Annotated in this window: 21 protein-coding genes and 1 pseudogene; 9 read left to right on the top strand and 13 right to left on the bottom strand. The window is 72.2% G+C overall.

Annotation, left to right across the window (positions count from 1 at the left end; translation table 11 throughout):
* The first annotated feature begins 103 nt into the window (after nt 1-103).
* From AC29IT_RS23675 to AC29IT_RS23660, 4 genes are all read left to right on the top strand, one after another.
* Nucleotides 104-382, top strand: coding sequence for a GlsB/YeaQ/YmgE family stress response membrane protein (locus tag AC29IT_RS23675; protein WP_358439612.1), 279 nt, complete (start codon nt 104-106; stop codon nt 380-382).
* 190 nt (nt 383-572) lie between these two features.
* Nucleotides 573-857: a DUF2631 domain-containing protein gene (locus AC29IT_RS23670; protein WP_358439610.1), complete on the top strand. Its 285-nt coding sequence runs from the start codon at nt 573-575 to the stop codon at nt 855-857.
* 158 nt (nt 858-1,015) lie between these two features.
* Nucleotides 1,016-2,071: a hypothetical protein gene (locus AC29IT_RS23665; RefSeq protein WP_488220132.1), complete on the top strand. Its 1,056-nt coding sequence runs from the start codon at nt 1,016-1,018 to the stop codon at nt 2,069-2,071.
* Nucleotides 2,072-2,277: 206 nt separating this feature from the next.
* The gene (locus AC29IT_RS23660) at nt 2,278-2,766 is read left to right on the top strand and encodes a beta-class carbonic anhydrase (protein ID WP_358439605.1); all 489 of its coding nucleotides are present in this window, start codon (nt 2,278-2,280) and stop codon (nt 2,764-2,766) included.
* A gap of 423 nt (nt 2,767-3,189) precedes the next feature.
* Here AC29IT_RS23660 and rlmN read toward each other — a convergent pair whose 3' ends face one another.
* A complete protein-coding gene (rlmN, locus tag AC29IT_RS23655) occupies nt 3,190-4,299 on the bottom strand; it encodes a dual-specificity RNA methyltransferase RlmN (protein WP_358439602.1) in 1,110 nt (369 codons plus the stop codon).
* A gap of 112 nt (nt 4,300-4,411) precedes the next feature.
* On the opposite strand from rlmN, the gene AC29IT_RS23650 reads away from it, so the two are divergent.
* Genes AC29IT_RS23650 through AC29IT_RS23635 form a run of 4 tightly spaced genes read left to right on the top strand, consistent with a single transcriptional unit; the run spans nt 4,412 to nt 7,683 of the window.
* Nucleotides 4,412-5,365 (top strand): metal ABC transporter substrate-binding protein, encoded by a 954-nt coding sequence (locus AC29IT_RS23650; RefSeq protein ID WP_358439599.1) that lies wholly within the window; start codon nt 4,412-4,414, stop codon nt 5,363-5,365.
* Nucleotides 5,362-6,084 (top strand): metal ABC transporter ATP-binding protein, encoded by a 723-nt coding sequence (locus AC29IT_RS23645; RefSeq protein WP_358439596.1) that lies wholly within the window; start codon nt 5,362-5,364, stop codon nt 6,082-6,084. The genes AC29IT_RS23650 and AC29IT_RS23645 overlap by 4 nt, the downstream gene beginning before the upstream one ends.
* Complete coding sequence (locus tag AC29IT_RS23640) at nt 6,081-6,959, top strand: metal ABC transporter permease (RefSeq protein WP_488220131.1); 879 nt, start codon at nt 6,081-6,083, stop codon at nt 6,957-6,959. The genes AC29IT_RS23645 and AC29IT_RS23640 overlap by 4 nt, the downstream gene beginning before the upstream one ends.
* 52 nt (nt 6,960-7,011) lie before the next feature.
* Entirely contained in the window at nt 7,012-7,683 is a 672-nt protein-coding gene (locus tag AC29IT_RS23635; RefSeq protein WP_488220242.1) for a metal-dependent transcriptional regulator, read from the top strand.
* Nucleotides 7,684-7,686: 3 nt separating this feature from the next.
* Here AC29IT_RS23635 and AC29IT_RS23630 read toward each other — a convergent pair whose 3' ends face one another.
* The 7 genes from AC29IT_RS23630 to rpsB form a co-directional block, all read right to left on the bottom strand.
* Complete coding sequence (locus tag AC29IT_RS23630; RefSeq protein ID WP_488220130.1) at nt 7,687-8,166, bottom strand: hypothetical protein; 480 nt, start codon at nt 8,164-8,166, stop codon at nt 7,687-7,689.
* A 443-nt stretch (nt 8,167-8,609) separates the two neighbouring features.
* Complete coding sequence (locus AC29IT_RS23625; RefSeq protein WP_488220129.1) at nt 8,610-9,353, bottom strand: class I SAM-dependent methyltransferase; 744 nt, start codon at nt 9,351-9,353, stop codon at nt 8,610-8,612.
* Nucleotides 9,354-9,383: 30 nt separating this feature from the next.
* Entirely contained in the window at nt 9,384-10,229 is an 846-nt protein-coding gene (locus AC29IT_RS23620) for a phosphatidate cytidylyltransferase (RefSeq protein WP_358439584.1), read from the bottom strand.
* A gap of 182 nt (nt 10,230-10,411) precedes the next feature.
* A complete protein-coding gene (gene frr, locus AC29IT_RS23615) occupies nt 10,412-10,969 on the bottom strand; it encodes a ribosome recycling factor (RefSeq protein ID WP_358439581.1) in 558 nt (185 codons plus the stop codon).
* A 97-nt stretch (nt 10,970-11,066) separates the two neighbouring features.
* A complete protein-coding gene (gene pyrH / locus AC29IT_RS23610) occupies nt 11,067-11,816 on the bottom strand; it encodes a UMP kinase (protein WP_358439578.1) in 750 nt (249 codons plus the stop codon).
* Nucleotides 11,817-12,006: 190 nt separating this feature from the next.
* Nucleotides 12,007-12,822, bottom strand: coding sequence for a translation elongation factor Ts (gene tsf / locus AC29IT_RS23605; RefSeq protein ID WP_358439575.1), 816 nt, complete (start codon nt 12,820-12,822; stop codon nt 12,007-12,009).
* A 207-nt stretch (nt 12,823-13,029) separates the two neighbouring features.
* Nucleotides 13,030-13,857, bottom strand: coding sequence for a 30S ribosomal protein S2 (gene rpsB, locus AC29IT_RS23600; protein WP_358439572.1), 828 nt, complete (start codon nt 13,855-13,857; stop codon nt 13,030-13,032).
* 592 nt (nt 13,858-14,449) lie between these two features.
* On the opposite strand from rpsB, the gene AC29IT_RS23595 reads away from it, so the two are divergent.
* The gene (locus AC29IT_RS23595) at nt 14,450-15,067 is read left to right on the top strand and encodes a M23 family metallopeptidase (protein ID WP_488220128.1); all 618 of its coding nucleotides are present in this window, start codon (nt 14,450-14,452) and stop codon (nt 15,065-15,067) included.
* Here the strand turns inward: AC29IT_RS23595 and whiG are convergent.
* From whiG to AC29IT_RS23570, 5 genes and pseudogenes are all read right to left on the bottom strand, one after another.
* Nucleotides 15,048-16,142, bottom strand: a complete 1,095-nt coding sequence (gene whiG, locus AC29IT_RS23590; protein WP_488220127.1) for an RNA polymerase sigma factor WhiG — start codon at nt 16,140-16,142, stop codon at nt 15,048-15,050. The two genes, AC29IT_RS23595 and whiG, sit on opposite strands and share 20 nt — an antisense overlap.
* Entirely contained in the window at nt 16,117-17,094 is a 978-nt protein-coding gene (locus tag AC29IT_RS23585) for a tyrosine recombinase XerC (RefSeq protein ID WP_488220126.1), read from the bottom strand. The genes whiG and AC29IT_RS23585 overlap by 26 nt, the downstream gene beginning before the upstream one ends.
* Before the next feature lie 91 nt (nt 17,095-17,185).
* Nucleotides 17,186-18,331, bottom strand: coding sequence for a DNA-processing protein DprA (gene dprA, locus AC29IT_RS23580; RefSeq protein ID WP_488220125.1), 1,146 nt, complete (start codon nt 18,329-18,331; stop codon nt 17,186-17,188).
* Between the two features lie 97 nt (nt 18,332-18,428).
* Nucleotides 18,429-19,944 (bottom strand): annotated as a pseudogene (locus AC29IT_RS23575) (YifB family Mg chelatase-like AAA ATPase).
* Nucleotides 19,945-20,358 carry a YraN family protein gene (locus AC29IT_RS23570; protein WP_358439559.1) on the bottom strand — a complete coding sequence of 138 codons (414 nt, stop codon included), beginning with the start codon at nt 20,356-20,358 and terminating at the stop codon, nt 19,945-19,947.
* Between the last annotated feature and the right edge of the window lie 273 nt (nt 20,359-20,631).

The following is a 20,631-nucleotide window of genomic DNA, read 5'->3' as shown; positions in this document are numbered from 1 at the left end:
TCAGCGTCACGATCGGGGGGTAGGCCCCGGGCATCGGACGCCTGGACCAGCGGTCCGCGCCGCTGGCACAGCGTCCACTCACCAGGCAGGAAGGGGTAGCGCCATGGGCATCATCGGATGGATCGTTCTCGGGTTGATCGTGGGCGCCATCGCCAAGTTGATCATGCCGGGCAAGGATCCGGGCGGGATCCTCGTCACCTTGCTGCTCGGTGTGGTCGGGGCTTTCGTCGGCGGCCTGATCGGGAAGTGGGTGTTCAACGTCGGGCTGGACAGCTTCTGGTCGTGGCGGACGTGGCTGCTGGCCATCGTCGGTTCGATCATCGTGCTGGGCATCTACCGGCTGATCGTCGGCCGGACCGGGAAGGCCGCCAAGGGGGGCTAGCGCTCTCCGTCCACTCCCAGGAAGCCGCGGAACGGGTTCGCCCGTTCCGCGGCTTTGCGCTGTGGCGGGGGTGCGTCACCAGGGCACCGGCGCGCACCCGCCCTATGCGAAGATGGCCTACGCGTGGCGCGTGCCGCGCCGAGTAGCAGGTTCAACCGCCCCGGTGGCCGGTTGTGGCGCAGGAGGGTACGTGGCGAGCACGGAACTGGAGACCAAGCCCAGTCAGGCCATCGACCCGGCAGACGAGCCGTCGGTCGAGTGGGGCTGGCACGGCGGATTCCCCAAGGCCACGCAGGCCGCCGGCTGGTTCACCGTCTTCGCCATGCTGATCATGCTGGTGGGCAACCACCAGGGCATCCTCAGCGGCGGGCACGCCTTCAAGACCGAGGACATCTGGCTGATCGGCATCGCCGTGATCGTCGCGATCGGCCTGCTGGCCGACCTGCGCCGCCGCCGCAAGGGCTTCCGCCGCTGAGGCGGTGCGTCACCCGGGGCCTTGCCCCGGTTGGGACGTTCGAGTGGCAGCGTGCACCCGCTCGGCGGAGCGGTCCCCGAGCCGACCTGCGACGATGATCAGCACCTGAGTCGAGGTCGCCCGATCGGGTTTGCCACGGGAGGTCTACGTTTCGCTGCGTGGGCCACTACCCGGAGCCGCAATTGCACCGGTGGGTCCTGGCACGTCTGGGGGCGGCGGGCGATGAGCTCGCCGGATTGCTGGGTGCTCGGGGCCGCGACCGGATACCGCACGAGTTCCTGGCCGATCCTGCGCGGATCGACGCGCACGCGCTCTGCCTGGAGCTGGACGAGCGCAGCGCCGTCCGCTCCCTCCGATTGCCCGAGGCCTTCCTCGACGAGGTGGCCGGGGCCCGTGCGCCGGAACGGCTGCCCGAGGTGCTGCACGAGGTGGAACGCCTCGACCGGCTGCGGGAGCTGCGGCTGCCGCCGGACGTGTTCGCCGACGTCCCGCCGGAGACCGTCGACTGCTGGCGGCACCGGGCGCTGAACGGCCTGCCCATCGAAGCGGCGAGCGCCCGGTTGCCGCTGCTGGCCGCGTTGTGCTGGCACCGGCAGAGCGAGCTGACCAGGGAACTGCTGACCGTGCTGCTCGCGCTGATCGACGAGCTGCGGGCGCGCGCCGGGGCGCGGCTGCGGGCGGCGGAAGCGGAGTTCGACGGGCGCTGGGGATCCTGGTCCCCTCCCGCGGACCACGTGAACGCGCTGCTGCACCGCCCCGCGGAGCCGGTCCGGTGCAGGGCCGCCCGGGCCGCCCTGCACGTCACCTACACCTCCGACCACCGGGAACTGCTGGCCGCGCTGCTGCACGTGCTGGACTTCCGCAGCAGCGACCGGCGCCGCTGGCCGCTGCTGGCGGCCTTGGGGGAACTGCTCGAAGGCCCCACCCGGGTGTGGGGCGAGGGCCGCTACCTGCCGTCCGGGGTCGACGTACCGGTGCGCGGCGTGGTGCCCGCGGGCTGGCTGGTCGGCGTGGTGGACCGGCACGGCCGGGTGGACCGGACCGGCTACGAGCTGTGCGTGCTGCTGACCTTGCGGGAGGCCGTGCGCGAGGGCGCGGTGACCGTTCCCGGTTCCGCCGAGCCGCGCGCGGGCATCGGCCGTGCGATCGGCGAGTGCCTCTCCTGGCCCCCGGACGCGGCGGCGCTGAGCACCACCGGTCCGCCACTCGGGTGACGCGGCGTCCCACCACGTGGCGCGCCCTTGCGCGCACCGCAGGTCGCGCATGGAGTGGGCGGATGACCGGTGCGGTGCTCACCCCGTTCTGGCCGGCTCGGCGTGGATCGCTGTTCGACCAAGCGTGTCGACGGGCCGCGCAACCCCTGCGCGGCCGCTCCCGCTCGGCACGCCCACCGGCCAGCACGACGAGGAGGTCACCGATCATGTCGGTCACCGATGAACTGCTCCGCAACAACGAGGTCTACGCGGCGGGCTTCGCCGGCCCGCTCCCGCTGCCGCCGTCGAAGCACGTCGCCGTGGTGGCGTGCATGGACGCCCGGCTGGACGTCTACCGCGCGCTCGGGCTGCGCGAAGGCGAGGCGCACGTGATCCGCAACGCGGGCGGGGTGATCACTGCGGACGAGATCCGGTCGCTCGCGATCAGCCAGCGCCTGCTCGGCACCGAGGAGATCGTCCTCGTCCACCACACCGACTGCGGGATGCTCACGTTCACCGACGAGGAGTTCGCCGCCACCCTGCGGCAGGAGACGGGGGTCGAACCGGGCTGGACGGCCGAGGCGTTCGACGACGTCGCCGCGGACGTCCGGCGATCGCTGCGGCGGATCCTCGACGACCCGTTCATCCCGCGGAAGAGCTCGGTGCGCGGGTTCGTCTTCGACGTCGCCACCGGGAAGCTCGACGAGGTGAGCTGACCCGCCCGGGGCCGACCGGACAGCGCGGTGCGAGGGGAAGGAGCGCTGTCCGGCCGGCGACGACCCGATGCCGGTCGGGGGGTCTCGACATCGGACCTGGTGGTCCGGCGTCGCCGGGACCACGGCCAGCATGATCTCCGCGCAGCGCGTATTTCCAGAGGCCCCACACGGTCGATGGACATCCCTTGCGCGGGCCGCGCCGCAGCGGCGCCGGAACCGCAGCACCGGCCCGCACCGCACCGTTCGCGCAGGTCAACGAGGAGCGCCCGGCACCGAGCGATGCGTGCGGATGCAACCGGATCGGCGGTGCGGCGCTCCGGGAACCTGCCGATCCGGATCATCCGACTTGATGAAGCGGCGTGGCGACGATCTCCGGGCGAGCTGATCCGGGCTCAGGCGGCCGGGGTGAGCCCGGCTCGGCGGTCAGGCCTCGGCGGCGAGCTGCCCGCAGGCCGCCGCGATCTCCTGGCCGCGGGTGTCGCGGACGGTGCACGGCACGCCCGCGTCGCGGACGCGCTGCACGAACTCGCGCTGCACCGGCTTCGGCGAGGCGTCCCACTTGCTGCCCGGCGTCGGGTTCAGCGGGATCAGGTTCACGTGCGCGAACTGCCCGAGGTGCTTGTGCAGCAGCTTGCCCAGCAGGTCCGCGCGCCACGGCTGGTCGTTGATGTCCCGGATGAGGGCGTACTCGATCGACACCCGGCGGCCGGTGTGGTCGGCGTAGCCGCGCGCGGCCTCCAGCACCTCGGCGACGTTCCACCGGTTGTTCACCGGCACCAGCGTGTCCCGCAGCTCGTCGTCCGGGGTGTGCAGCGACACCGCCAGCGTGACGTGCAGCTGCTCCTCGGTCATCCGCTTGATCGCGGGCACCAGGCCCACGGTGGAGACCGTCACCGAGCGCTGCGACAGGCCGAGGCCCTCCGGCGCGGGGTCGCAGATGCGGCGCACCGCGGAGATCACGCGCTTGTAGTTCGCCAGCGGTTCGCCCATGCCCATGAACACCACGTTGGACAGCCGACCCGGCCCGCCGGGCACCTCGCCGTCGCGCAGCATCGCGGCCGCGGTGCGCACCTGGTCCACGATCTCCGCCGTGGACAGGTTCCGCTGCAACCCGCCCTGCCCGGTCGCGCAGAACGGGCAGGCCATGCCGCAGCCCGCCTGGCTGGAGATGCAGACGGTGGCGCGGTCGGTGTAGCGCATCAGGACGCTCTCGATGAGCGTGCCGTCGTGCGCCCGCCACAGCGTCTTGCGGGTGGTGCCCTCGTCGGTGTCCAGCGTCCGCACCTGCGTGAGCAGGGTGGGCAGCAGGTCCGCGCCGAGCTTGGCCCGGCTCGCGGCGGGGATGTCGGTCATCGACTCCACGTCGGCGTTGAGCCTGCCGAAGTAGTGGTGCGCGAGCTGCTTCGCGCGGAACGGCTTCTCCCCGAGCTCGCCCACCGCGGCGCGGCGCTCCTCCACCGACAGGTCGGCGAGGTGACGAGGGGGCAGACCGCGCTTGGGCGCGTCGAAGACCAGCGGAAGTGAAGTCGACATAGCGCCCACCAGTGTCCCACGGCCCGGAGCCGACCTCGTCGGCACGTCCGGGTCGGCACGCCGAGGACCCGCGGCCCTGGTTCGACCCCACCCCATCGGTTAATGTTTCGGCGTGCCGAAATTTCACTCTCCAGCGCGGCGAACTTTCCGCGGCAGGCGGGCCGCGGCGGGTCTCGCCGCGGTGGCCGCGGCGCTGCCGCTCGTCGCCGGGTGCGGCGCCGGGCTCGGACGGGCCGACGACGGCAAGCCCTCGGTGGTCACCACCTTCACCGTGCTCGCCGACATGACCAGGGCCGTCGCGGGCGACCGGATCACCGTCGACTCGATCACCAAACCGGGCGCCGAGGTGCACGGCTACGAACCCACCCCCAGCGACCTGCTCACCGCGGCGAAGTCCGACCTGGTGCTCGACAACGGGCTCGGCCTGGAGAGCTGGTTCGCCCAGTTCGTGGAACGCAGCGAAGCCCCGCACGTGACGCTCAGCACCGGCGTCGACCCGATCCCCGTCGAAGCGGGCGGCACCCGCGGCGCCGCCAATCCGCACGCCTGGATGTCCCCGCGCAACGCCGAGATCTACGTGGCGAACATCCGCGACGCGCTCACCCGGATCGACCCCGCGCACGCCGCCGAGTTCCGCGCCAACGCCGACGCCTACACCCGGCGGCTCGACGAGATCGACCACTACCTGCGCACCGAGCTCGACCGCATCCCCCCGCAGCAGCGGGCGCTGGTCACCTGCGAAGGCGCCTTCTCCTACCTGACCAGGGACGCCGGGCTCCAGGAGGCGTACCTGTGGCCGGTCAACAGCGAATCCGAAGGCACCCCGCAGCAGATCAAGAACACCACCCGCTTCGTGCAGCAGCGGCGCGTGCCCGCCGTGTTCTGCGAATCCACCGTGAACGACAAGGCGCAGCGCCAGGTCGCCGAGGAGACCGGGGCGCGGCTCGGCGGCACCCTCTACGTCGACTCGCTGTCCGAGCCCGGCGGACCCGTGCCCACCTACCTGGACCTGCTGCGGCACGACGCCGAGACCATCGTCGCCGGACTCTCCGGAGGTGCCCGATGAGCGTGCGGGCCAGTCACGTCACCGTCTCCTACCGCGACACGCTCGCCCTCGACGACGTGACCGTGGACATCGCCTCCGGCCAGGTCTGCGGGCTGCTCGGGGTCAACGGCTCGGGCAAATCCACCCTGTTCAAGGCGCTGATGGGCCTGGTGCGACCGGACCGCGGCGAGATCCGGCTGCTCGGCCGCGACCCGAAGCGCGCCCGCCGCGACGGGCTCGTCGCCTACGTGCCGCAGTCCGAGGCGATCGACGCCACGTTCCCCGTCACCGTCGCCGACGTGGTGCTGATGGGCCGCTACGGGCGGATGGGGATCACCCGCCGCGCCCGGCCCGCCGACCGGGCCGCGGTCGCCGACGCGCTGGACCGGGTCGGGCTCACCGACCTCGCGCGCAACCCCATCGGCGCGCTCTCCGGCGGTCAGCGCAAGCGCGCGTTCGTCGCCCGCGGCATCGCCCAGGGCGCCGAGCTGCTGCTGCTCGACGAACCGTTCGCCGGGGTCGACAAGGGATCCGAGGCGATGATCGCCGCGCTGCTGCGGGGACTGCGCGACGAGGGCCGCACCATCATGATCTCCACGCACGACCTCGCGGGCGCCCCGGCCCTGTGCGACGAGGCCGTGCTGCTGCACCAGCGGGTCCTCGCACAAGGCCCCGTCGACGACGTGCTCGCCCCCGAAGTGCTCGCCCGCACCTTCGGCGTGCCGGGAGGAATCCGATGAACGACCTCGCGATCTGGCTGCTCGAACCCCTCCAGTTCGGCTTCATGCGGCGCGCGCTGCTGGTCAGCGTGGTGGCGGCGCTGGTGTGCGCGGTGCTGTCCTGCTGGGTGACGCTGATCGGCTGGTCGCTGCTCGGCGACGCCGTCTCGCACGCCGTGCTGCCCGGCGTGGTGCTGGCCTACGTGTTCGGGCTGCCGTTCTCCGTCGGCGCGTTCCTGTTCGGCGGTCTGTCGGTCGCCATGATCGGCGCGGTGCGCGGCACCACGAAGCTCAAGGGCGACACCGCGATCGGCGTGGTGTTCACCGGGCTGTTCGCGCTGGGCGTGGTGCTGATCTCGCGCATCCCCAGCCAGGTCGACCTCAACCACATCCTGTTCGGCAACGTCCTCGGCGTCACCGACGGCGACATCGCGCAGGTGCTGGTGATCAGCGCGATCACGCTGGCGGTGGCGATGCTGAAGCGGCGCGACCTCACGCTGTACGCGTTCGACCCCACCCACGCGCACGCCATCGGGCTGCGGCCGCAGCGGATCGGTGCGCTGCTGCTGACGATGCTGGCGCTGACCGTGGTCGTCGCGCTGCAGGCCGTCGGCGTCATCCTGGTGACCGCGATGCTGATCACGCCGGGGGCGACCGCGTTCCTGCTCACCCGGCGCTTCCCCCGGATGCTCGCCGTGGCCGCCGCGCTGTCGGTCGGCAGCGGCGTCGCGGGCACCTACCTGAGCTTCCACCTGGACACCTCGACCGGCGGGATGATCGTGTGCTGCCAGGCCGCACTGTTCCTGCTCACCTACCTGTTCGCCCCCGGACAGGGCCTGCTGCGGGAGCTGCGGCGGCGGCACGCGCGGCGCGCGGAAGCGGCCACCGCCGGATAGTCCACCCACTCGTGGCACCGCCCGGTCTCCTATCGTGGGTGCCATGACGAGCATGGCCGAACGCCCCTCGGCGTCCGTGGAGGACTACGTCCGGGCGATCTACGGGCTCACCGAGCGCGGGGTGGCCGTGACCAACGCGACGCTGACGCAGCGGCTGGGGCTCAGCCCCTCCTCGGTGTCCGGGATGATCACGAAGCTGGCCCAGCTGGGGCTGGTCACGCACATCCGCTACCGCAGCGTCGAGCTCACCGCCGACGGCCGCCGGCTCGCCTACGACGTGCTGCGCAGGCACCGGCTGCTGGAGCTGTTCCTGGTGGAGGTCCTCGACTACACCTGGGACGAGGTGCACCCGGAGGCCGACGCGCTCGAGCACGCCGTCTCCGACGAGCTCATCGAGCACATCGCCGCGAAGCTCGGCCACCCCACCCACGACCCGCACGGCGACCCCATCCCCACCGCGGACGGCGTCGTCGAGAAGCCCACCACCCGGCTGCTCGACCAGGTCGAACCGGGCACCATCGGCACCATCGCGCGGGTCTGGGACACGGACTCGGAGCTGCTGCGCTACCTCACCGACCACGGGATGACCCTCGGCGCGCGCATCGAGGTGGTGGAGCGCAAACCGTTCGGCGGACCGCTCGTGGTGCGCGTCGGGGAGGCCGCGGAGGCCGAGACCCACTTCCTCGGCACCGAGATCGCCGGCACCCTGTCCATCCGCAGCTGAGGCTCAGGAGGCGCGGCGGTCCTGCCCGGGGTGCTGCGGCTCCTCGGCTTCCTGCTCCTCGGCTTCCTGCTCCCCGGCTTCCGGCGCCCCGTCCTCGGCGCCGCTCGCCCCGTAGAGCTCGTCGGCGAGCAGCCGGTCGTGCAACTCGTCGGTGCGGTGCGCGCCGAGCACCGCGAGCAGCAGGTCGAAGCGGTGGTCGGTGAGCACGATCGCGACGTAGGCGAAGCCCCCCAACCCGCCCAGCACCAGCGCGGACACGAACCGGGCGGGCACCTCGTCCTGCACCAGCAGCACCACCGCGACCGCCAAGGCCAGCACCGAGGTGAACGCGACCGCCCTGGCCAGCATCAGCCGCCGCCACAGCGTCCGGAAGGTGGGGTGCTGCCGGGACAGCTCGCGGACCAGCCTGGCTCGTTCCCGCCGGTCCATCCGCGCGACCTGGCTCAACCCCGCGGTGACCGGACCACCCCCGTGAATGGCCATCTGGTCGCTCCTGTTGCACGTGTTCACGGCGGGATCGGGTCGGTCGCCTGCCGCCTCGGGGTTCGCAGCGGGCCGGTGTTCCGCACCGCGATCGGCTTCCGATCGCCACGCCGCGTGCCGCGGTGGCGTCGTCGCCGCATCGCCCCGGCGGGCACCACACTCCGTCACCACCACAAGTCGATCACGGCGGAGGTCTCCGAACAAGGCGTCATTCGGGGGCCGCCGAACCACGATCCGGACACTCGGCGGTGACCGCGATCGAGTACGCCAGTCGTCTTGATCGTCCGGTCGGTTGGTCTTCCCAGCCATTCGGGAGACATCGCTACTTTACGTGTCGGTAACCGCGTGCCGATCACCAAAAACACGCTCCTACCAGGAGTTTTCCGAACTTGCGAGAAACGATCGGTATTCGGATGAAATGCTCGAGCAACACGAATCGCGCACTACTCGCCCGAAGTTCGGAAACCCCGGACCAGCCCTACCGGACGAGTGCGAATGCGCATCCGATAACCCACTTCGAACTCGCATCCCGAGATCTGCCGCAACGCGCGGCGCGCCACCTTCGGCGAGAACTCGATCCCCAGCACCGCCGCCAGCTCGGCCCGATCCGCGAACCGCCACACCGCGCGCACCGATTCGCTGCGGAAGCCGTGCAGCTGGAAGAACCGCTCCACCGCCACCGGGTCGAACCGCGGCGAATCAGCGCGCATCCAGTCGCCGTACGGCGGGCACGCCCCGTCCAGGTCGACGATCGCGAGCGTGCCGCCCGGCCGCAGCACCCGCTCCGCCTCCACCAGCCCCGGCTCGCAGCCCGGACCGAAGAAGTACGCCGTCCGCGCGTGCACCAGGTCCGCGCAGGCGTCCGGCAGCGGCAACCGCTGCGCGGGCGCCTCGTGCACCCGCACCCCCGGCAGCCCGGCCACCCGCTGCCGCGCCCGCTCCACCAGCGGCGGATGCGGCTCCACGCCCACCACCGACCGCGCCGACTCCGCGAAGATCCCCAGGTGGAACCCGTCGCCGCAGCCGACGTCCACCACGTCACCATCGGACCAGTCGCAGCTCGCGCGCAACGCCGCCCACAGCGCACCGGATACGTCCTGCGCCCGGTTCTCCCGCTCGTAGACGTCCGGCCAGTGCCAGATGTTCGGGCTCGGCGTGATCCGGGGCGGACCGCCCGATCCGATCACCGGGCGGATCCCGTCACCGCACGACCCCGATCATTGCGGGAGCAACCAGAACAACATCATCCACGCCACCACCGCGGACGGCAGCAGCGAATCCATCCGGTCCATCAGGCCACCGTGCCCGGGCAGCAGGTTGCCCATGTCCTTGATCCCGAGGTCCCGCTTGATGACCGACTCCATCAGGTCGCCCAGCGTCGCGCTGCACACCAGCGCGGCACCGAACAGCGCGCCCTGCCACCACTCGCCGCCCAGCAGCAGCACCACCGACAGCACGCCAGCCACGGTGCCCGTCACCATCGACCCGCCGAAGCCCTCCCAGGACTTCTTCGGGCTGATCGACGGCGCCATCGGATGCTTGCCCAGCAGCACCCCGAACGCGTAACCACCGGTGTCCGACGCCACCACGCCGATCATGAAGCACAGCGCGCGGAACGCGCCGTCCTCCGGCCCCACCAGCATCGCCGCGAACGAAGCGAACAGCGGGACGTACGCGGCGGTGAACACCGACGCCGTCACATCGCGCAGATATCCGTCCACGCCGAGCCGGAACCGCCACGCCAGGCAGCCCAGCGTCGTGATCGTGAACGCCACCAGCACCCCGCGCAGGCCGAACGGCCAGGACAGCCAGATCATCAGCTGCCCGCCGATCAGCACCGGCAGCATGCTCACCCGGATGTCCGCGCCGCGCCGCAGCGCCCCGGCCAGTTCCACCGTGGACACCGCGGCCGCCACCGCGACGATGCCGATGAACAGGTGCCGCAGCATCAGCAGCGACAGGATCACGGCGGCGCCGAGCACCACGCCGACCCCGATCGCCGCGCGCAGATCACGACCCGCCCGGGACGGGCGCGACGGCTGGTCCGGTGCGGAAGCGGACATCCCGGACTCACCTTCGCGCTGGCTGGTCGTCACCGAAGGTCGCCCGGGTCCAGCACACCCGGCACCCGGGCGGCCGACGGCCTGACCCCGGGCGGACACGAGCGGAAACGACCAGACGCCCACACGGGCGCCGCCGGCGAAAGCGGCCCGGCAGCCGCGAACCACAGTTGCAAGACAGCCTCTCAAACTTCGAGGAGCTCTGCTTCCTTGTGCTTGACGAGCTCGTCGATCTGGGCCGTGAAGCGGTGGGTGAGGTTGTCCAGCTCCTTCTCACCGCGAGTGCCCTCGTCCTCGCCCGCGTCGCCGTCCTTGACCGCGCGGTCGATGCCTTCCTTGACCTTGCGCCGGATGCCGCGGATCGTGATCTTGCCTTCCTCGCCCTTGTGCTTGGCGAGCTTGGCCATCTCCTTGCGGCGCTCCTCGGTCATCTGCGGGATCGCGATCCGGATCAGCTGACCGTCGTTCGACGGGTTCACGCCCAGGTCGGAGTCCCGGATGGCCTTCTCCATCGCCGCGAGCTGGCTGGCGTCGTACGGCTTGATGACGACCAGCCGGGCCTCCGGCACGCTGACGCTGGCCAGCTGGTTCAGCGGGGTCGGCGAACCGTAGTAGTCGACGACGATGCCGGAGAACATCGCCGGATTGGCTCGGCCGGTGCGAACCGTGGCCAGGTCGTCCTTGGCCACCTGCACCGCCTTCTCCATCTTCTCCTCGCCGTCGAGGAGGGCCTCGTCGATCACGGTTGCTCCTTAGGTGTGGCGGCCGAATGTACGTGCAGTGCGCGCCGCACGACGCGGTGAAGCGCCGCCAGCGGACCGGATCAGGATCTCAGCAGCGTCACTGCGACGCTGCGGCAGGGGTGCTGACCAGGGTTCCGATCTTCTCACCGCGCACCGCGCGGGCGATGTTCCCCTCCTGCAGGAGGTTGAACACCAAGATCGGCATGGCGTTGTCCATGCAGAGGCTGAACGCGGTCGCGTCGGCGACCTTCAGGCCGCGTTCCAGCACCTCGCGGTGGCTGACCGAGTCGAAGCGCACCGCGGTCGGGTCCGTCTTCGGGTCCGCGGTGTAGACGCCGTCCACGGCCTTCGCCATCAGCACGACCTCGCAGCCGATCTCCAGCGCGCGCTGGGCGGCGGCGGTGTCGGTGGAGAAGTACGGCATCCCGGTGCCAGCACCGAAGATGACCACGCGGCCCTTCTCCATGTGCCTGCTCGCGCGGCGCGGGATGTACGGCTCGGCGACCTGGCCCATCTCGATCGCCGTCATCACCCGGGTGTCGATGTCGTGCTCGCGCTCCAGGAAGTCCTGCAGCGCCAAGCAGTTCATCACCGTGCCCAGCATGCTCATGTAGTCGCCGCGGGCGCGCTCCATGCCGCGCTGCTGCAGCTCGGCGCCGCGGAAGAAGTTCCCGCCGCCGATGACCACGGCGACCTCGACCCCGCTCGCGACGACCTCGGCGATCTGCCGGGCCACCGTTCCCACCACGTCCGGATCGACGCCGACGGCGCCACCGCCGAACATCTCACCGCCCAGCTTGAGCAGCACACGCCCGTAGCCGTCTTCCGACGCGACGTCGTCGGTCACTGGGTTCCTCCCGGAGGGCCGTTGTTCCACGGTGATCGTGCAGCACCACCTGTGCTGCGCTGCGCGAACGCCCCGCCCTCCCACTGGGCGGAGGCGGGGCGTGCGGGTCGCGAACCCCGCCACCGGGATCGTCCGGTGGCGGCGACGCGGAACCGGCGCGGCGATCGGAGGACCGCCGCGCCGGGAGGGATCAGGCCTGGCCGACCTCGAACCGCGCGAAGCGGGTCAGGGTCACGCCTGCCTCGTCCAGCAGGGCCTTGACGGTCTTCTTGTTGTCCTGCACCGACGGCTGGTCGAGCAGCACGTTCTCCTTGAAGAAGCCGTTCAGGCGACCCTCGATGATCTTCGGGAGGGCCTGCTCCGGCTTGTTCTCCGCGCGCGCGGTCTCCTCGGCGATGCGGCGCTCGTTGGCCACCACGTCCGCCGGGACGTCGTCGCGGCTGAGGTAGGTGGCCTTCAGGGCCGCCACCTGCATCGCGGCGTTGCGCGCGGCGTCCTCGTCGGAGCCGGTGTACTCGACCAGCACGCCCACGGCCGGCGGGAGGTCCGCGGCGCGGCGGTGCAGGTAGGTGGTCACCTGGCCGTCGAAGACGACGACGCGGCGCAGCTCCAGCTTCTCGCCGATCTTGACGGCGAGCTCCTGCACGGCCTCACCGATGGTCTTGTCGCCCAGCGGGGCGGCCTTGACCGTCTCCAGGTCGGAGGAGTTCGCGGCCTTCGCGGCCTCGACGACCTTGTCGGCCAGCGCGATGAACTCGTCGTTCTTGGCGACGAAGTCCGTCTCGCTGTTCAGCTCGATCATCGCACCGCCCGCGGCGGCGACGAGGCCCTCGGCGGCGGAGCGCTCGGCGCGCTTGCCGATGTCCTTGGCACCCTTGATGCGCAGGACCTCCACGGCCTTGTCGAAGTCCCCGTCGGTCTCGGTGAGGGCCTTCTTGCAGTCCATCATGCCGGCGCCGGTCAGGTCACGGAGACGCTTGACGTCGGCCGCAGTGTAGTTCGCCATCGTGCGGGTCCGTCCTTTTTCGGAATGTGTGCACAGCGGAAGATCAGCGGCGGCAGCGGAGGCAGCACGTGCGTCCGCGGCCGCTCGCGACGCGAATGGGCGGCGGGTCGTGCTCGACGCCCGCCGCCGCAGGGCCCCGGCTCGCGGTGCGGCCGGGTGGCCCGATGATCGTGCCGGTCACCGCGAGGGTGACCGGCACGGTCGAGATCAGGACTGGGCGGGCTCGTCGGCCTTCGCCGCACCCTCGTCGGAGCCGGTGGTGAGCAGCTGCTGCTCCCACTCGGGCAGCGGCTCCTCGCCGGTCGGCTGGGGCTTCTCCTCGCCCTCGGCAGCGCCGTTGCCGCGGCCGCTGCGGGCCATCAGGCCGGCGGCGACACCGTCGGCGACCACGCGGGTCAGCAGCGCGGCGGAGCGGATCGCGTCGTCGTTGCCCGGGATCGGGTAGTCGACCTCGTCCGGGTCGCAGTTGGTGTCCAGGATCGCGACGACCGGGATGTTCAGCTTGCGAGCCTCACCGACGGCGATGTGCTCCTTCTTCGTGTCCACGATCCAGACGGCGCTGGGGATCTTGGACATGTCGCGGATGCCGCCGAGGGTCTTCTCCAGCTTGTCCTTCTCGCGGGTCAGCATCAAGATTTCCTTCTTGGTGCGCCCCTCGAAGCCGCCGGTCTGCTCCATCGCCTCCAGCTCCTTGAGCCGCTGGAGACGGCGGTGCACCGTCTGGAAGTTCGTGAGCATGCCGCCCAGCCAGCGCTGGTTCACGTAGGGCATGCCGACGCGCAGCGACTGCTCCGCGATCGCTTCCTGCGCCTGCTTCTTGGTGCCGACGAACAGGATCGTCCCGCCGTGCGCGACCGTCTGCTTGACGAAGTCGTACGCCGCGTCGATGTACGACAGCGTCTGCTGCAGGTCGATGATGTAGATGCCGTTGCGCTCGGTGAAGATGTAGCGCTTCATCTTCGGGTTCCAGCGCCGGGTCTGGTGCCCGAAGTGCACGCCGCTGTCGAGCAGCTGCTTCATGGTGACGACGGCCATGGCCTTGTTCGCACCTCTTGTGTCGGGCGCACCGCCGAGCGGTGCGCGGATTTCGGTTCTCGCGGCGAGCCGGGTGGCCTGCCGCCCTGGTGCCCGTGTTCGATGCCCTCACCCTGGCCTCGACGGCCGGGACCTCGAGGGCACCGCTGCCGCACCGGACCGGCGAACCCGCTCCCCGTTCCCGGTCGTGCCGGGAGGTCGACGCCGTCGGGCACGGCCGTCGGGCGTCGCGGGAGCTGGAGTTGTCGGTTCCCGAGCCGGTCGTGCTCCGACCCGATCGGGATCCCGGTGGCGACGCGCGGACACGCGAAGTCGGATCCGTGCGCACACGAAACCGCGGTCACAGTGTACTCGACCGGCAAAGCCCCTCCGGGCGCGGTCACGAGTTGTCCACAGGTCGCCGATCCGTCCACAGATTCCCGGATCGACCCTGTCGGCGGCGGACGGCACCGGTCAGGGTTGAACCATGCTGCCGCTCCCCCGGAAACTCCGCTCCTGCGCTGGTGACCGACGTGCCGGACGTTCCGCGCAGGCCCGTGCGCGCCACGCGGGGAGGATCTCCGCGCTCGCGCTGCTGCGTGCGCTGCTCCCCGTGGCGCTGCTGTCGGCGGCGCTGCTGCCGGTGTCGTTGCCCCCGGGGTCTCCGCTGCCGGTATCGCTGCCGCCGGCGGTCGCGCCGGTCTCCGCGGAGGCGGCCGGTCCCGCCGCGTCCGATCCCCGGCCGCCGCCCGTCGAAGCCGCGGGCACTTCCGGAGGCGCTTCCGGGTTCCTCCGGCCGTTGCCCGGTTCCGCGGTGTCGCGGCCGTTCCAGCCGCCGACCACCGCCTACGGTCCCGGCCACCGGGGCGTGGACCTGGCCGGGGCGCCCGGGGACGTGGTGCTCGCCGCCGGGCCCGGCGTGGTGCGCTTCGCCGGTGTCGTCGCGGGCCGGCCGCTGGTGTCGGTCGAGCACGCCAGTGGGTTGCGCACCACCTACGAACCGGTCCGGGCCCTGGTCGAGCCCGGCGGGCGGGTCGAGGCGGGCACGCCGCTCGGCCTGCTGGAGCCGGGGCATCCCGGCTGTGCGGCACCGGCCTGCCTGCACTGGGGGGCTCTCCGCGGCGGGCGCTACCTGGACCCGCTGCTGCTGCTCGGCGGCGGCGAGGTCCGGTTGCTGCCGTGGTCCGGCGAGCCCCGCCCGGCCGCGGAGCTCACCCCTGCGGTTCGGTGAGCTTGCTGCGCAGCCGCAGGACCGCGCGGGTGTGCAGCTGGCAGACCCGGGACTCGGTGACGCCGAGGACCTTGCCGATCTCGGCGAGGGTCAGGTTCTCGAAGTAGTAGAGCGTGACCACGACCCGGTCGCGGTCGCTGAGCCGCTCCACCGCCTCCGCGAGCTGCCTGCGGCTGTCCCGGTCGACCAGGGCGGCCACCGGGTCTTCGGCGCGGTCGTCGGGCAGCGTCTCGGCCAGTGAGGCGGTGCCGCCCCAGCCGACGCTGATCAGGTCGTCGAGCGCGACGACGCTGGTCATCTGCAGCTGCGCGAACAGCTCGTGCAGCTCGTCGGCGGAGACGTCGAGCTCGTCGGCCAGCTCCACGTCGGTGGCGTGCCGCTGCAGCTTCGCTTCGAGCCGCTCCAGCGCACGCTCCAGGTCGCGGGCGCGGCTGCGGACCGAGCGCGGCACCCAGTCCTGCGCGCGCAGGTCGTCCAGGATGGCGCCCCGGATCCGCTGCATCGCGTAGGTCTCGAACTTCAGGCCGCGTTCCGGCTCGAACTTCTCGATCGCGTCGACCAGGCCGAATATCCCGGACTGCACCAGGTCGGAGACCTCGACGTGCGAGGGCAGCCCGGTGCCGACCCGGCCCGCGACGTACTTGACCAGCGGCGCGTAGTGCAGCACCAGGCGGTCCCGCAGGCCCTGGTCGCGGTGTTCGCCGAAGGCCTGCCACAGCGCGACGATGCCCGCTTCGACCTCGTCGGCGCTGCGCTGGTCGTCCGGCACCAGGTACGGCAGGCGGGCGGACACCGGCGGCTTCGCCGCGTCAGCCTCCTGGTCGCCCCTGGATCGGGTGGCGCGCTCCGGCTGCGACGCGGCCCGCTCGGAAGCGGCCGCGCCCTCGGACTGCCGGCTGCCGTTGACCTTCGCGCCGTTGGTCGCGGAGCTCGTGCCACGGCCGTTTCGGCTGCGCTGCGCGGTCGGCTCGCCGGGGAGATTCGCCCTCGACGACGTCGATCTCGATGTCGCTTCCGTGGCCACGGTGCGGGCACCGCCCCCGGCGTCGTCAGGAACGGGGGTGGGTTCGGTCATGAATCGCCTTCAGCCGGTCGACGGTCACGTGGGTGTAAAGCTGGGTCGTTGCGAGCGTAGCGTGACCAAGCAACTCCTGAACGCTACGTAGGTCTGCTCCTCCTTCGAGCAGATGGGTCGCAGCCGAATGACGCAGCCCGTGCGGACCGAGGTCGGCCGCGCCGGGCACGGACTGCACGGCGTCGTGCACGACCCGGCGGGCCATGCGCTGGTCCAACCTCCCGCCGCGGGCGCCCAGGAAGACCGCGGGCCCGGACCGGTCGGTGCACAGCGCGGGCCGTCCCGCCGACAGCCACCGTTCCAGTGCCGCATCGGCCGGTACGCCGAACGGCACGGCTCGTTCCCGCCTGCCCTTGCCCAGCACCCGCAGCAGCCTGCGCTCGCGATCGAGGTCATCGAGATCGAGACCGCACAGCTCCGCGACCCTGACGCCACTCGCGTACAGGAGTTCCAGCAGTGCGTGGTCGCGCAGCGCGACCGGGTCGCCCTGCTCGGCACCGGCCGCCGAGGCCGCCATCGCCGAATCGGCCTGGTCGGCGCGCAGCACCGCGGGCAACGAGCGGTGCTTGCCCGGGGCGGCCAGCCGCGGCCCCGGGTCCACGGCCAGCAGGCCGGTGCGGTGCGCCCAAGCGGTGAAGGTCCGCACGGACGCCGCCCGGCGGGCCAGCGTCGCCCGGCTGCTGCCCTGGGCGTGCTGCCCGGCGAGCCAGGACCGCAGCGCGGGCAGGGTCACCGCGTCCAGGCCCGTGCCGGGGCCGGCGTGCGCGGTGACGCCGGCCAGCAGCGAGGTCACGTCTCCGAGGTAGGCCCGCACGGTGTGCTCCGAAAGACCGCGCTCGGCGGCGAGATGCCGCTGGAACCGGTCCACGGCATCGCCCAGCTCGGCGGGCAACGCCGCCCGAGCCGCCCGCAGGTCGGTTCTCGCGGTCGTGCCGGACCGTGTGCGTTCCATAACGCAAACGCTCGCTTCTGGACGGGGTCCGGTCAAGGGGGCCACGCCGTGAACACGCTCCCATCGGCGCCGCGCGCAGGTCGCGGACCGTTCATCCGCCGGTCGCGATCCAGCCGCCCTCCTTCCGCTCGACCAGCCCGGCCAGTTCCAGTTCCGGCAGCAGTGCGCGCACCGTGCGCAGCGGCAATCCGCACTCGCGCGCCAGCCTGCCGGCATCGGCGTCGATGCAAGCAAGAACCGCATCGTGCAGTCGCCGTGCGCGCGGCTCCAGCGCATCGGTGGGACGCGCCACGGCCACCGGGTCGACCGGTGGCGCCGAGCCGAGCGGGTTGATCATTTCGAGCACCTGGGCCGCGGAGGTCACCAGCACCGCCTTGCCCGCGCGGACCATGTCGTGGCACCCCACCGAGCTCGCGGAGGTCACCGGCCCCGGCACCGCCATCAGCGGAAGCCCCAGCGCATCGGTGGTGTTGGCGGTGTTGCCCGCCCCGCTGCGCGCCCCCGCCTCCACGACGACGGTGCCGTGCCCGCTCGCGGCGATCAGCCGGTTGCGCACCAGGAACCGGTGCCGTCGGGGTGTCGTGCCCGGCGCGTACTCGGTGGCCACCAGTCCCTGCTCGGCGATCGTCCGCAACAGCCGTCCGTGCCCGGCCGGGTAGTCGACGTCGATGCCGCACGCCAGGAAGGCGACGGTGGTGCCGCCCGCCGCCAGCGCGCCGCGGTGCGCCGCGCCGTCGATCCCGTAGGCCGCGCCGGAGACCACGGCGACCCCGGACGAGGCGAGGCCGTGCCCGAGCTCCGCCGCCAGGTGCTCGCCGTAGCCGGTGGCCGCCCGCGCCCCGACCACGGCCACCGAGGACGCCAGCGCCGGGCCGAGTTCCGCCCGGCCCCGCACCCACAGGGCCAGCGGCGCGGCCAAGCCCGGAATCCCGATCTCAGCCGCTCCGGTCAGCAGTGCGAACCGCTCCGCGGGCCAGTCCGGGTCCTCCGGGATCAGCAGCCGGGCCCCGGCGCTCCGGGTGGCCGCGAGGAGTTCGGCGCCGGAGACGTGCTCGCGGCGGGCCTCCACCTCGTCGGCCACCGCTCCGGGTGCGGCGCCGCGCCGCACCAGTTCGGCGACCTTGATCGGGCCGTGCTCGGCGACGCATCCGGCCAGCGCGGGTGCCGGTGGTTCGGCGACCGCCGCGAGGTACGCGCGGGCCGCCCGGAGCCGCTCGTCCCGCGTCGTGCTGGTCATCGGACACCTCGCTCGCCGCGGAATTCCGCCGCAGGCGCGGAATCAACGCACCGTGCTCGATCGATGTGCAACGTCCGCACCACTTGCACCGAGCCGTTCATGCCGGCCTCCGTTCCCGGAACGCCAGCGCCGCGGCCACGTGCTCGGCCTCGGGCCGCTCCCGCCCGTCCAGATCGGCCAGCGTCCACGCCACCCGCAGGCACCGATCGGCACCGCGCGCGGTGACCGCACCGGTGTCCAGGCCGCGGTCCAGCAACGCGGTCACCTTGCCCGGCAAGCCGAATTCGCGGCGCAGCACCGGCCCCGGCACCTCTCCGTTGGTCCGCCACCCGCGCGCCGACCACCGCTCGGCGGCGACCGACCGCGCGCGACACCCGGGCCCGCACCTCCTCCGACGACTCCGGTGGCGCACCACCGCGCATCGTCATCGCGGTGACCGGGCGCATGTCCACCCGCAGGTCGACCCGGTCCAGCAACGGGCCGGACAACTTGCCGAAGTAGCGGCGCCGCGCCTGCGGCGCGCAGTGGCAGTCGGCGTCCCTCGCCGGGGCGCACGGGCACGGATTCGTGGCCAGCACCAGCTGGAACCGCGCCGGGTAGCGCAACGTGCCGTCCCGCCGGGACAACCGGACCTCGCCCTCCTCCAGCGCGGTGCGCAGCGCTTCGAGCCGCTGCGGCCCGAACTCGCAGGCCTCGTCCAGGAACAGCGTGCCGCGGTGCGCCCGGCTGACCGCACCCGGTCGCGCGAGCCCCGATCCGCCGCCGATCAAGCCGGGCACCGACGTGGAGTGGTGCGGCGCCACGAACGGCGGGGCGGCCACCAGCGGGGCGTCGCCGACGAGCTCACCGGCGACCGAGTGGATCGCGGTGACCTCCAGCGCCTCCTGCCGGGTCAGGTCCGGCAGCAACCCGCCCAACCGCCGCGCCAGCATCGTCTTGCCGGTGCCCGGCGGCCCGACCAGCAGCAGGTGGTGCCCGCCCGCGGCGGCCACCTCCAGCGCCCACCGCGCCTCCGGCTGCCCCAGCACGTCCACCAGGTCCTCCGCGGCGACGGCGGGCCCGGTGGCCGACTCCGCCGGGTGGTCCACGAGCTCCGCCTGCCCGCGCAGCCAGCGGACGACCTCGGCGAGGTCGTGCGCGCCCAGCACCTCCAGCCCGTCCACCAGCTGACCTTCGGCCAGGCCCGCCACCGGCACGACGGCCCGCCGCACCCCTTCCCGCCGGGCCGCCAGCAGCGCGGGCAGCAGCCCGCGCACCGATCGGAGCCTGCCGTCCAGCGCCAGTTCGCCGAACAGCACCGTGCCCTCGAGCAGCTGCGGCGGGACCTGCTCAGCGCCCGCCAGCACCGCGCAGGCCAGCGCCAGGTCGTACGAGGTCCCGGCCTTCGGCAGCGCGGCCGGCGAGAGCGCCAGCGTCACGCAGCTCTGCGGCCAGTCCTCCCGGGAGTTCTGCACGGCGGCGCGCACCCGGTTCTTCGCTTCCTGCAGGGCCGTGTCCGGCAGTCCGAGCAGCTGCACGTTCGGCAGCCCGCCCCGGCGCACGTCCGCTTCGATCTCGACCAGCCGACCGTCCACGCCGAACAGCGCGACGGCCCAGGTCCGCCGCAGCGCCATTCAGAACACCCCCGGCAGGTGGTCGAGGGTGATCGGCCCCTTCGGCGGCCACAGGATGGAGATGACGTCGAACCGCACCCGGCAGCCGACCAGCCGCCGCTCCGCGAGCCACGCCCTGGCCAGTTCCCGCAGCCGCCTGATCTTGTTCGGCCCGATCGCGTTCAGCGGCGCCCCGTAGTCGATGCCGGAGCGGGTCTTGACCTCGCAGAACACCACGAGGTCCCCGTCGGTTCCGATGATGTCGAGCTCGCCGTGCGCGGTCCGCCAATTCCGCGCGAGCACCGCAACGCCGAGTTCTTCCAGGTGCCGAGCCGCGAGCCGTTCACCGGCGCGGCCCAGCGCGTGCGTTCCTCCTTCGGAGAAGTCGGAGAGTTCGCCGCGCAACGGCCGGTGGTCGAGCGTGCGCACCGCCATGATGTCCTCCCGGGCTCGGAATGGGGCCCGGAGCTGATCGCCGGGCTCCATTCCACAGTGCCCAGGCCGAACCGGGCCCACCAGACCCGATTGGGAAATCTGTGGATGGATCGAAGTCCTGTGGACAACTCCATCGAAAACGATCTATCGCGCACCATTCGTGAAATGCCGAACGGGTGACCACCCGCAGGTGATCACCCGTTCAGCCGACATCGAATCCGGCGACATAGCCCCGACGGCATCGGATCCGGAGACATCGGATCCGGAGGCGCC

The sequence above is a fragment of the Saccharopolyspora sp. MMCC62 genome (assembly GCF_057736575.1).
Note: the sequence above shows the minus strand (reverse complement) of the source record. Positions and strands in the feature narration are given on the sequence as shown.

Coding starts and splice junctions, on each gene's coding strand:
- AC29IT_RS23675 (WP_358439612.1), top strand. CDS start 104: ATGGGCATCATCGGATGGATCGTTCTCGGGTTGATCGTGGGCGCCATC.
- AC29IT_RS23660 (WP_358439605.1), top strand. CDS start 2,278: ATGTCGGTCACCGATGAACTGCTCCGCAACAACGAGGTCTACGCGGCG.
- rlmN (WP_358439602.1), bottom strand. CDS start 4,299: ATGTCGACTTCACTTCCGCTGGTCTTCGACGCGCCCAAGCGCGGTCTG.
- AC29IT_RS23645 (WP_358439596.1), top strand. CDS start 5,362: ATGAGCGTGCGGGCCAGTCACGTCACCGTCTCCTACCGCGACACGCTC.
- AC29IT_RS23640 (WP_488220131.1), top strand. CDS start 6,081: ATGAACGACCTCGCGATCTGGCTGCTCGAACCCCTCCAGTTCGGCTTC.
- AC29IT_RS23635 (WP_488220242.1), top strand. CDS start 7,012: ATGGCCGAACGCCCCTCGGCGTCCGTGGAGGACTACGTCCGGGCGATC.
- AC29IT_RS23630 (WP_488220130.1), bottom strand. CDS start 8,166: ATGGCCATTCACGGGGGTGGTCCGGTCACCGCGGGGTTGAGCCAGGTC.
- AC29IT_RS23620 (WP_358439584.1), bottom strand. CDS start 10,229: ATGTCCGCTTCCGCACCGGACCAGCCGTCGCGCCCGTCCCGGGCGGGT.
- tsf (WP_358439575.1), bottom strand. CDS start 12,822: ATGGCGAACTACACTGCGGCCGACGTCAAGCGTCTCCGTGACCTGACC.
- rpsB (WP_358439572.1), bottom strand. CDS start 13,857: ATGGCCGTCGTCACCATGAAGCAGCTGCTCGACAGCGGCGTGCACTTC.
- whiG (WP_488220127.1), bottom strand. CDS start 16,142: ATGACCGAACCCACCCCCGTTCCTGACGACGCCGGGGGCGGTGCCCGC.
- AC29IT_RS23585 (WP_488220126.1), bottom strand. CDS start 17,094: ATGGAACGCACACGGTCCGGCACGACCGCGAGAACCGACCTGCGGGCG.
- dprA (WP_488220125.1), bottom strand. CDS start 18,331: ATGACCAGCACGACGCGGGACGAGCGGCTCCGGGCGGCCCGCGCGTAC.
- AC29IT_RS23570 (WP_358439559.1), bottom strand. CDS start 20,358: ATGGCGGTGCGCACGCTCGACCACCGGCCGTTGCGCGGCGAACTCTCC.